General features: G+C 37.6%; 7 protein-coding genes. 3 read left to right on the top strand and 4 right to left on the bottom strand.

Translation table 11 applies throughout. From position 1 onward, the window contains the following. Positions 1 to 993 precede the first annotated feature (993 nt). From F6K54_RS12870 to F6K54_RS12860, 3 genes are all read right to left on the bottom strand, one after another. Positions 994 to 2,805, bottom strand: a complete 1,812-nt coding sequence (locus F6K54_RS12870) for a ribonuclease J (protein ID WP_293078052.1) — start codon at positions 2,803 to 2,805, stop codon at positions 994 to 996. 621 nt (positions 2,806 to 3,426) lie between these two features. After that, positions 3,427 to 4,311: a 4-hydroxy-tetrahydrodipicolinate synthase gene (gene dapA, locus F6K54_RS12865; protein WP_293078050.1), complete on the bottom strand. Its 885-nt coding sequence runs from the start codon at positions 4,309 to 4,311 to the stop codon at positions 3,427 to 3,429. A gap of 301 nt (positions 4,312 to 4,612) precedes the next feature. Then, positions 4,613 to 5,668: an aspartate-semialdehyde dehydrogenase gene (locus tag F6K54_RS12860; protein WP_375341970.1), complete on the bottom strand. Its 1,056-nt coding sequence runs from the start codon at positions 5,666 to 5,668 to the stop codon at positions 4,613 to 4,615. Positions 5,669 to 6,683: 1,015 nt separating this feature from the next. On the opposite strand from F6K54_RS12860, the gene tig reads away from it, so the two are divergent. The 3 genes from tig to clpX all read left to right on the top strand — a co-directional run bounded on the left by tig (position 6,684) and on the right by clpX (position 11,236). Then, positions 6,684 to 8,141 carry a trigger factor gene (gene tig, locus F6K54_RS12855; RefSeq protein ID WP_293078046.1) on the top strand — a complete coding sequence of 486 codons (1,458 nt, stop codon included), beginning with the start codon at positions 6,684 to 6,686 and terminating at the stop codon, positions 8,139 to 8,141. An 812-nt stretch (positions 8,142 to 8,953) separates the two neighbouring features. Next, the gene (gene clpP / locus F6K54_RS12850) at positions 8,954 to 9,640 is read left to right on the top strand and encodes an ATP-dependent Clp endopeptidase proteolytic subunit ClpP (protein WP_293078044.1); all 687 of its coding nucleotides are present in this window, start codon (positions 8,954 to 8,956) and stop codon (positions 9,638 to 9,640) included. A 249-nt stretch (positions 9,641 to 9,889) separates the two neighbouring features. Further along, complete coding sequence (clpX, locus tag F6K54_RS12845) at positions 9,890 to 11,236, top strand: ATP-dependent protease ATP-binding subunit ClpX (RefSeq protein ID WP_293078042.1); 1,347 nt, start codon at positions 9,890 to 9,892, stop codon at positions 11,234 to 11,236. 382 nt (positions 11,237 to 11,618) lie between these two features. Here the strand turns inward: clpX and F6K54_RS12840 are convergent, their stop codons facing one another. Continuing rightward, complete coding sequence (locus F6K54_RS12840; protein ID WP_293078040.1) at positions 11,619 to 12,095, bottom strand: DUF6194 family protein; 477 nt, start codon at positions 12,093 to 12,095, stop codon at positions 11,619 to 11,621. Between the last annotated feature and the right edge of the window lie 102 nt (positions 12,096 to 12,197).

The following is a 12,197-nucleotide window of genomic DNA, read 5'->3' as shown; positions in this document are numbered from 1 at the left end:
TCTTTGATCTAACTGTTCTACTGTTAAGTGGTTTTCAATCGTGACTAACTTCGGCATTACTTACTCCTACTTTATGGCGATCGCTCCCCTTAGTTTTATTATACCTAATCATCCGGACATGATATTATATCATGTCCGGTTGAACAGTTATAAATAAGGGAGTAGGGAGTAGGGAGTAGGGAGTAGGGAGAATAAAAAGATTTGTACTGCAAGTGACAGTTTTGGTTTTTTTCCAGATCGCTCTTATCCGGACATGATATAATATCAAATCCGTTTAATTCGGTATAAAAAATATTCCATCTTCACCCAGAGCGGAAAGAATTCTGAGTTCTCTTCCCTTCTAAATTCTGAATTCTTTTTGCGGAGGATGACAAACGGAAATTCTGGATTCTGAATGATGATTCACTATCTTATTACACCGATGCTACCAGATTTGATATAAAACCCCGCCTTGATTGGCGATCGGGTTTTTGGAGGGTTGCTCAAACCCTCGCTATAAAAACAACTTTTGACTGTCTTGAGTGTGTCTTATATCATGTCCGGTTGAATAATTAGACTTTAGTGGAAGGAAGGCAGAAGGCAGGAGGCAGAAGGTTTTCTCAAGAGTGTCACCTTGATTTTATACACAAACAATGCTACCGGACACGATATTATACCAATTCCCAATAATTAGCAAGTTATATCATGTCCGGTTGAACAGTTATAAATAAACTATGAAGGAGTCAGGAGTCAACCCACCCCTAACCCCTCCCAGGAGGGGGAGTCAGGAGTCAGGAGGGAAGAAAGAAGAAGAAGGAGAAAGTTTTTTTTATCACTAATTATCCGGACATGATATTAATGCTAATTATTCTGATGTTTGTATCTCCCCCACTCCCCCACTCCCTTACTCCCCTACTTAAGAAAGTGTAGAAAAGTTTTTGAGAAATGGTATTACATTCTGAGGGGACCTCAAAATTACACACTCGCTTCTGACTTCTAACTTCTGCCTTCTCCTTAAGATGCTACTTTTGCAGTAGATCTGCGTCTCCTTCTTCCCACTGGTTTAACTATAGGCAATTCTTTTTTCTGTTCTACTTTCTCTTCTACATTTCTATCTTGTATATCTTCTGCTTCTGGAGTTTGCATTAAGAAAACTAGCAAAGGTTGACCTTGAAGCTCTCGTCTTAACATTCGCTGAACAGCACATTCAAGATCATTTTTCAACCCAAACCAATCAACTTGAGTATTATTTGACTTAGCATACTCAGACCAGTTATTACTCAAACTTTTTTCTAATGTCTTGGTAACCAGTTCGTGCATTTGCGATTTTTCCATAGCACTCACCACACCACGCAAATGTAATTGAGGTCTATCCATCAATTTACCATCCGAATTCACCGACAACGCTATAGTCACAACACCATCCTCTGCCAATTGTTGCCTTTCTTTAAGAATGTTGTCTTCAACCATACCAGAACGAGAAGAGTCTACCAGTTCAATACCAGAAGGTACTCGGTCTGCAACACCGATAGAATCTCTAGTTAATTCCACCACATCACCATTTTGGACCACTACCATATTTTCTGGAGGAACCCCCATACTTTGAGCAGTTTGACTGTGTTTAACTAACATCCTATGCTCGCCATGAAACGGTACAAAGAATCTTGGACGAGTAAGTGCCAACATTAATTTTTGGTCTTCCTGACAACCATGACCGGAAACATGGATACCCTTATCTTTACCATAGATCACATTTGCTCCTAACATCATTAGTTTATCAATGGTGTTAACAACAGCGATCGTATTACCGGGAATAGGGTTAGCAGAGAATACAACTGTATCTCCTTTACGAATTTTTATTTGCCTATGTTCGCCCTTTGCAATACGAGTTAGTGCTGACATTGGTTCGCCTTGAGAACCTGTAGTCAAGATCAATAGTTTTTCATCAGGTAAACTTCGGACGCTATGCAGAGGTACAAACAAACTATCTTCACACTTAACATAACCAAGATTGCGAGCATGAGCAATCACATTCAGCATCGATCGCCCTACTGTTGCCACCAACCTACCATGTTTTTTCGCTAGCTCTAGAACTATTTGTAATCTATGTACGCTAGATGCAAATGTTGTCACCATTAAACGTCCAGGAGCGTTGGCGAATACTCGGTCTAAATTTGGATAAACTGACCTTTCTGAAGGAGTAAAACCAGGTACTTCTGAATTTGTGGAATCACTTAATAAACAGTGAACTCCCTTTTCTCCATACTCTGCTAACCTTTGGAAATCAAAATTTTCTCCATCTACAGGGGTATGGTCAATCTTGAAATCACCTGTATGGATAACTACTCCTACTGGTGTTGTGATAGCAACTGTAAAGCTATCCGCCATTGAGTGAGTATTACGAATATATTCAACACTGAAATGTTTACCTAACCGGACAATATCGCGGGGACGAACAGTCCTTAATTCTGTGCGATTTTGTACTCCTGCTTCCTCTAGTTTTGGGTAGAGTAAAGCCATTGCCAATCTTGGTCCATAAATGACAGGAATTTCTACATTTTTCAAATGGAAAGGAATACCACCAATGTGATCTTCGTGACCATGGGTGACAATCATACCTTTGATTTTATGGCGATTTTCAGTCAGATAAGTTACATCTGGTAAGACGATATTTACACCATGCATTCCATCAGTAGGAAAAGCTAATCCTGCATCAAGCAGAATAATTTCGTCATCATATTCAAATACGCAGGTGTTTTTACCAATTTCATGTAGTCCGCCTAGGGGAATAATTTTTAGGGCAGATGATGATTTCTTTCTTGTCATAATTATCCTATTTTTGTTGTTGTTTACTTTGAAAGATAAGGAAGAAGGAAGAAGGGAGAAGGAAGAAGAAAGAAGGAAAAATCTGGCGTTGTCTGAGTTTTAAACTTTTGATATGTCCTCACCTTTCCTTCGACTTCTATATACCAATTTGATAAATGTTTACTATAAATAGCTAGGCTATTTCTTAGGAATCAGGAGTCAGAATGAATAGCTTTGATACCATTTTTTAGGTTGTAATTCATCTTTTTAGTCAAAGGGACATATCCTGTAAATTATTTTTATCATTTTCCTTATGGGTTTAATACCCCACCGTCAACAGGGGTGTTCAAAATTGTTTGGGGGAGTATAGACGCGGAGCGACTTGTCGGAGACTATCCATAAGCAATTTTCCCTCCTGACTCCTGACTCCTGAGGACTGACTCCTTCTTTATTACCCTGAATTATTCTAAACATTCTTTTTTCAAATTGGCATTACTGACTTTTAATACCCATTAGTTAAATGCAGAAAAAGTAATCTCTTAAAAAGAGAGATTTTAGCAATTTAGTTAGGGGGTAACTAAATCATTATTCAGATTGATGATATTTAATTTTCTGAAAAACTTTATTACCTGTAAAATTGACTCATAATAAACCTAGTTGACCCATTTCTGCTGATAATTTTTCAGTTACTTCAGTGGTCGGGTTGCATAGTGGAGGGCGAGTAGAGCCTACTTTCCAGTTTAGCAGATTTAGTGCCGCTTTTACAGGAATTGGGTTAGTTGTTGCAAATAAAGCTTTGAATAAGCTAAATAGTTTGAGATGAATTTCTGTAGCAACTTGTACCTTACCTATTTCAAATGCTACTATCATCTCTTGTAGCTGTTTTCCTACTAAATGACTGGCTACACTAACAACACCACTACCACCAACAGCCAAGAGTGGTAAAGTTAGGGAATCATCCCCAGAATAAATCTTAAACTCTGGTGCAGTCAAGTGCCTAATCTGACTTACTTGATCTAAGTTACCACTGGCTTCTTTAATCGCAACAATATTAGAAATTTCGGCCAATTTGGCTACAGTCTCAGGAATCAGATTTTGACCAGTACGCCCTGGTATATTGTAAACCATTATTGGAAATTCTGGGGTGGCTTGAGCGATCGCCTTAAAATGTTCATAAAGTCCTGACTGTGGTGGTTTATTATAATATGGCACCACCTGTAATGAACCATCTAACCCTAATTTAGCAGCTTTTTCGGTGGCTGCGATCGCTTCTCTTGTTGAGTTTGATCCAGTACCAGCTATTACTTTAGCTTTTCCTGCTACTGCTTTTTGAACTACTTGAAATAGTTTATATTCTTCTTCCCATGTTAAACTTGGAGACTCTCCTGTTGTTCCACATATTACTAATGAATCTGTCCCATTTTCTGTCAACCATATAGATAGCTTTTCTACTTCTTCATAGTTAACACTACCGTCCGAATTAAACGGCGTAATCATTGCAGTTATAACTTTACCGAAATCTACCACACTATTTCCACTCCTTATGGTTTTTTTATTGCTCTGTTAGGTCTTCTTCTTTTTTTTGGCCCTATTACTAGACCTAATTTTTTCAGATTAACATCATTTTCGCTTTACATTACTCTATGTAAATTTTTTTATTTTTCTATGACTGAGCTATTGTTAATTACCCATTTCATTACATTGTAGAAATAGGAACTAACTTTACCGAATAATTAATGTTTAAAGCCTATTCTTTTAAAGGAGAGGTAATTATTCATTATTAATTATTCATTATTAATTGTTGAATACTCTTTTTTTTCTGCACCCTTTAAACTGTTGCCACTTTTACCTTCAACCAATTTTTCTTCACCAATAACTCAGCTATTTGCACTGCATTCAAAGCAGCTCCTTTTCGGATCTGGTCTCCACTTAACCATAATTCTAATCCACAAGGATGAGAAATATCTTGACGAATTCTCCCCACTAATACATCATCTTTACCACTTGCTTCTATTGGCATTGGAAAATAATTTTTTTGCCAATTTTCTACCAGTGTTACTCCAGGTGCTTGACTTAATATTTCTCTAGCTCTGTCTACACTAAATGGTTGAGCAAATTCTAAATTAATAGCTTCTGAATGGGCACGTAATACTGGTACCCTGATACAAGTTGCTGTAATCCCGATCTCGTTAGTTTCTAATATCTTACGAGTCTCATTAACCATTTTTATTTCTTCTTGACAGTATCCCTGCTCATTCAAAGGGGAATTGTGTGGGAACAAATTAAAAGCTAATGGATAGGGAAAAATATCTGTTCCAGGAGTTTTTCCTTCTAAGATTTCTTTGGCTTGAGTTTTCATTTCTTCCATGGCCCTTGCCCCTGCTCCACTTGCTGACTGGTAAGTGGCCACTACCAATCTTTTAATTGGCTGGACTTGATGCAAAGGCCATATTGCTACACACATTAATATGGTTGTGCAGTTAGGATTAGCTATTATACCTTGATGTAGAGCCGCAGCTTTTGGATTAACTTCTGGAACTACAAGAGGCACTCTAGAGTCCATACGAAAGGCACTAGAGTTATCAATTACTGTAGCACCAGTTTCTACTGCTTTCTTCGCCCATTCTTTCGATGTAGATGCACCTGCTGATGCTAACACTAAATCTACGTCTTTAAATGAATCATCTGTTACAGCTTCTACTTGTAAGTTTTGTCCTTTAAATGTTAGAGTGCTGCCTGCTGAACGGGGTGATGCCAGTAATTTTAATTCTGCTACTGGAAAATTTCTAGTTTGCAGCAATTCTAACAGCTCTGTACCTACAGCCCCAGTTGCTCCTAATATTGCTACTTTGTAAAACTCTGACAAATTCTTGTCCTCCTTCATTTTTCAATAGTTTGATTTTTCTACAATGGTTTTAATTAAGTTTAATAGTTTTTTTATGGCCATTACTTCGATGTATTAACAGTTCGATCTAATTTATCTATCTGACTGAAAGATATTTTTTATTTTTATTAAGATTAAGCTTGGCTATGGTCTAGCTTATTTAATATACACTCCTATTACAACTTTTCATAAGGATAATTTTCATCAACTAAGGATTAAAATTTAACTTTATATTTCATTTATAACAGATATTCAATTAGATAATAAACAGCATCAATAATATCAAATATTTAATAAAACCAATATTTTTTTTATATTATACCATTTTGAAAAAAGAATGTTACGAATAATAAGTGCAATAAAAAAAAATGCAGGAAATGTCCCTTTGATAAAAAAGATAATTTATGACCTAAAAACTGGTATTAAATCTATTCCCATACGACTCCTGACTCCTGACTCCTGACTCCTAAAAAGTACCCTACCTATTTGTAGCAAACATTTATAAAATTGGTATTACTCAATTAATTTTCTACTTGCTGACTATCGCTAAATAAAATCAAATTATTCTTAATATATTTCAGTTTTAGCTATCTACATCAAGTAAATAATCGAGTATTAACATATTAATTTTCAGGAAAATCCAGAAAAATTTATCTTTAAAATTATTATCTAAATTTAATCAGTATAAAATATTATTATGGTCTAACAACTTGAGAATAAAGATCCTAGTGTCGTTGCGATCGCAACGACAAAAAATAACTTTTAGGAGTACGCGAGTTAGTCAATTTGTCAAAGCTTGTAAAACCAACAAAATGCTCGTAAGCTTTTGATAATAGGCATTACCCACTTTTGTAAAGAATTTTGCATATAATCGTTAGCTCTTAAGAGTAGGGGCTTTTAACGTCCCGCTAGTTCTTTTGTAAGAATGTTAAGATTCCCATAAATAATTATATAGCTTACTAGAATCATAGCCTATAATCTAAAACTTAGTTCTAACCAACTTAAACAAAAGCCGATGAAAGTTACCCAGGAAAAACTTCCAGCTAGCCAAATAGGTCTGGAAATCGAGATTACACCAGAAATGTCCAAGAATGCCTACGAACAGGTAATTCAGAAATATGTCCGTTCCGCCAATATTCCTGGGTTCAGAAAAGGCAAGGTGCCTCGACAAATATTGATACAAAGGCTGGGTAGAAATCATATTAAAGCTATGGCCTTAGATAACCTCATCAATGATTGCTTAGAAAAAGCAAGAGAACAAGAACAAATCAATGCAATAGGCCAATTTGACCTGGTGACACAATTTGAAGAATTAGTAAAAGATTTTGAACCAGGAAAAGAAATGGTCTTCTCAGCTAAAGTGGATGTAGAGCCAGAGGCTAAAGTTAATGACTATAAAGGATTAGTAGTAAAGGCTGAAGAAGCTAAATACGACCCAGCTCAAGTAGATGAATTTCTGGAAGAACGTCGCTCTGAGAAGGCCACATTAATTCCAGTAGAAGGAAGAGCTGCTCAGTTAGGAGATGTGGGAATAGTAGATTTTGAAGGTATACTTTCATCTGAGACAGAGGGAGAAGAGCCGAAAGAAGTTCCAGGAGGGAAGGCTCAAGACTTTCAAATGGAGTTGAAAGAAGGACAATTTATCCCTGGGTTCATTGATGGAGTAGTAGGCATGAACCTAGAGGAAACAAAAGAAATTTCCGTTCAATTTCCTGAAGAATATGGTGAAGCAGAATTGGCAGGTAAGCCAGCAGTATTTACAATGACTCTTAAAGAACTCAAAGAAAAAGAATTACCAGAGCTGGATGATGATTTTGCTCAAGAAATTAGTGAGTTTGAAACATTAGCCGAATTACGACAGTTCTTAGAGAAAAAATTTACCAAAGAAAAAGAGGAACAAACAAAACAGAATAAAGAAATTGCCATTGTAGATGAGTTGGTGACCCATTTGGAAGTAGAATTACCAGAAACTTTGATTAAAAATGAAGTTATTCAAATGTTGAACCAAAGTGCAATGGAGTTGAGCCAGTATGGAATTGATGTTAAAGAATTATTTAGCAGTGACCGACTACCAGAAATGGAAGAGCGATCGCGGCCAGAAGCAATTGAGCGATTGAAAAGAGATTGGGCTATTAAAACAGTGGCCAAGGAAGAATCTATCGAGGTAGATGAAGAGGAGATCGTAGCAGAGTCGGCCAAAGTCATTGAACAGCTCCAGGGAAAGGATGTAGATCCATATAGATTAAGAGAAGTAGTCACAGAAGACTTACTAAAGGAAAAAACAATCAAGTGGTTGGAAGAAAATGGCACAGTAGAGTTAGTACCTGAAGGAACTCTAACTCAAGATTCAGAAATAGATGGAACTACAGAAACTCCTGTAGAAACTGAGTCAGAGTCAGAAATATATGAAGCGACAGAAACTATTGTAGAAGTTGAGGCCGAACCAGTAGCTACTGTGGAAAATCCTCATTGAAAAAAGCAGAAGGCAGGAGGCAGGAGGCAGTAGGAAAAATTGCCGCTCGGATAGTCAACGAAGGGCCAGTTTCTGTCTCATAAACCCAAACAACCCACATTCCGCACCACAAAATGTAGCATAAAAGCCTAAGTCAAAAGTCAAAATTCAAAAGTCAAAAGTAAGAATAAAATTATAGTGATCAGTAGGAATTAACAATTAAATAAGTATTTATGCTTAATATTTTACTGAGAATTTGACTCTTGATCGAGGTAAATGAAGATAATTTATATAGTATAAATACCTAAACAACCTCGGAATTTTATACTAATTTTTATGTTACAAATTGAAGTGCGGAATGTAGGAAACAATTTTAACCTAAAATTACAGCACTTTTTAGGAAGCGTAAGATACGCTTTTCAGGATAATCTTTTTTTCCCTACTCCCTCTTTTCCAGAATGGTTGGGTAATCACAACTAGCAATATCAGTAAAGCTAAGTCATAATAATATTCAGCGTGACATTCTCCTACATCAAATCAAAGATTATGATGTAGGCTTACCAACCTCATGGATAGGGCTTTCTGTTTTGCTGGCGCAACGCGGAGCGAAACACAGGGAGTGCAACCACTTAACCCTCCGCAAACAGAGACAATGAGAGCCACCGCCTTTTTGGACTGAACAATTCTGTACTCCCGAAAGCACCCTCAAGAGTTTTACCTTTTCACGGGCTGAGCACTTGTATGCTAAAATGAAAAGTCGCCTTACAAGGGCGAGGCTTTAAACCCAATTTTTCGGTAAAAACAAAATTTATTTATATATAAACTGATGTACTATGGTTATATCTCAATATTCTGATGATTTAGTTGATATCTATAACAAGTTACAAGTTTACTCCGGTCCTAGTAACATTGTGCCCATGGTTGTCGAACAATCAGGGATGGGAGAAAGAGCTTTTGACCTCTACTCACGGCTCCTCAGAGAAAGAATTATTTTTTTGGGGACCCCAGTAGACGATAATGTAGCTAATACCATTACTGCTCAGATGCTATTCCTAGATGCTGAAGACCCGGAAAAAGATATTCAACTCTATATCAACTCTCCAGGAGGATCGGTTACCGCTGGAATGGCTATATACGACACAATGCAGCAAGTACGGCCTGATGTTGTTACAATTTGTTATGGTTTAGCTGCAAGTATGGGAGCTTTTCTTCTTTCTGGTGGGGCCAAAGGTAAAAGAATGTCTCTTCCTAGTTCTAGAATAATGATTCACCAGCCTCTAGGCGGTGCTCAAGGTCAAGCAGTAGATATTGAGATCCAGGCTAAAGAAATCTTGTATCATAAACGTAAGCTGAATGAACTTTTATCAGCTCATACAGGTCAACCTCTAGAAAAAATAGAAGTTGATACAGACCGCGACTTCTTTATGTCCTCAGAAGAGGCTAAAAATTATGGTTTGGTCGATCAAGTGATTACTAAACAGAATCTTCCTGTACCAGGAGAGTCTGTTCCTGCAATTTGACATCCTCTCCGGCCTGAAGGCGCGGAGATTCCTACTGAGCCGTAGCTTCTCGGCGGGTTGACGTTTCACAGGGTGCTGCTTCCTTGGCGGTAGTCTAACGCTTCCCTCCACGTCCGCGCACGAGTTTCCGAGTGCCCCCCGGCAACTAATAAAACTGTAGCATATATTCAATTCACTTACAAATAAAATAAAAAGTCGCCCTACAAGGGCGAGGCTTTAAACCCAATTTTTCGGTAATAAGAGGAAGTTATGTCTAAATACGACTCCCATCTAAAATGTTCATTTTGTGGCAAGTCTCAGGAACAGGTCCGCAAGTTAATAGCAGGTCCTGGAGTTTATATTTGTGATGAATGTGTAGAGTTGTGCAATGAGATTTTAGATGAGGAGCTTTTTGACTCTAACGCCACAGGGCCACAACCTCCAATGCCACGACCAGGAACCTCTACTAAAAAGCAAAGTAGTGGTGCCAAGAGAGTGTCAATTGCCCAACTTCCGAAACCTAGAGAAATTAAGAATTATCTGGATGCTCATGTTATTGGTCAGGAGGAAGGTAAGAAGGTTTTGTCAGTGGCAGTTTATAACCACTATAAACGTCTGACCTTTGTAGAAGCAAAAAAAAGTGGCAAGTCCTCTCCAGATGAGGTAGAATTACAAAAATCTAATATTTTATTGGTTGGGCCAACTGGTTGTGGTAAGACATTGTTGGCTCAAACTTTGGCAGAATTATTGGATGTACCATTTGCTGTGGCAGATGCGACAACGTTAACAGAAGCTGGATATGTTGGGGAAGATGTGGAGAATATTCTGCTGCGACTTCTGCAAGTAGCAGATTTAGAGGTAGAGGAAGCACAACGGGGCATTATATATATAGATGAGATAGATAAGATAGCTCGCAAGAGTGAGAACCCTTCTATAACAAGAGATGTGTCTGGAGAGGGGGTACAGCAGGCTTTATTAAAAATGTTAGAGGGAACTGTTGCTAATGTCCCGCCTCAAGGTGGCCGGAAACATCCCTATCAAGATTGTATTCAGATCGACACGAGCAATATTCTATTTATATGTGGTGGGGCTTTTGTTGGTTTAGATAAGATAGTAGAACAGAGAAACGGCAAAAAGTCAATGGGCTTTGTTCAGCAAACAGGAGAAAATCAGCCCAAGGAGAAAAAAGTCATAGATTTAATGAAGCAGATGGAACCGAATGATTTGGTGAAGTTTGGTTTAATTCCAGAGTTAATTGGACGAATACCAATGGTGGCTGTAGTTGAACCTCTGGATGAGGATACTCTGATGGCAATTTTGACAGAACCTCAGAATGCTCTGGTGAAGCAATATCAAAAGTTGTTGCAGATGGATAATGTCAAGTTGGAATTTGAGGAAGAGGCAATTCGAGCGATCGCGAAGGAAGCATTTAGGAGAAAAACGGGAGCACGAGCGTTGCGGGGTATTGTGGAGGAGTTGATGTTGGATGTGATGTATGAATTACCTTCGCGGAAGGATGTGACTCGGTGTACTATTACTAAGGAAATGGTAGAGAAGCGATCGACTGCAGAGTTATTAATGCATCCATCATCGTTGCCAAAACCTGAGTCTGCTTAACTAGCGATCGGCATTTCAGCATTGGTAATTGGTAAGATGATTTTCTGGAAAGGGTCATTTCAGCTATCAGTTATCAGTTATCAGTACCTCTGCCTACTTTGGTTAGGTATTCAGAGCTATCACAGGAGGATTCCCTTAAAGTTTCATCTCTTGATTTACCAACCCTGGTATTTAAGCAATCAGCTTTCAGCGTGCTAAAAGCTTGGGTTTAAACCTCTGACTTCTAGCTTGTTGTTTAATTGTTAGTAGGTCTAATTGGGAGGAAATTATTGTCCAGTGCTGGATTAGTTCTTCTGGCTGTCAGTTTCCTTTCATTATCTTTATCGATTGTAGATAATATTTAAAACTTAAACCGAATAAAATACATCTGTATCCGTTTATCTCACCTACTGTTAAGCGTAACATTAGTTTTCAGTTTCCTTGAGGCGGATTTGAAAGCTTTTTCGTAAGCAATATCCAAATATTCTTGAGATTTTTCAAAATTTTCTAAATCAGGATTATTAATAGCTATCCACCCCATCCAGCCGTAGACAGGATGAGGAATAAAGACGTTTAATGCCTGAAAATTAAAATCTCCTTCAATAACTCCTCCTTTACGGGATCTTGATGGTCGAAGACCAAATATTTCTTCGTATTTTTTAGGTGTCAAGCCAATGTTAAGCCGAAAAACTCCAGCACGATTGAGATATGAGGCTTTATCATTTTCACCATCCTTTGATTTGATAGTTGCAAAATAACTTCCTCGCTTCAATTTCATTTCAGGATTTACAAAGTAGCTGCGTTCACCCCAGGAATTGATGATATTTAAGTGTTTATAAGTTTCTAACAGATAAATTTCGATAGTGCTTTCGTTAACCATATTTTAGAAATTGTTTATTGCATAAAAATAGTATACGTGTATAATACCAAGCGTGATAAATGTTTGCTACAAATAGCTAGGGTATTTATTAGAATCCAGCAA

The sequence above is a fragment of the Okeania sp. SIO3B5 genome (assembly GCF_010692555.1).
Classification (GTDB): domain Bacteria; phylum Cyanobacteriota; class Cyanobacteriia; order Cyanobacteriales; family Microcoleaceae; genus Okeania.
Note: the sequence above shows the minus strand (reverse complement) of the source record. Positions and strands in the feature narration are given on the sequence as shown.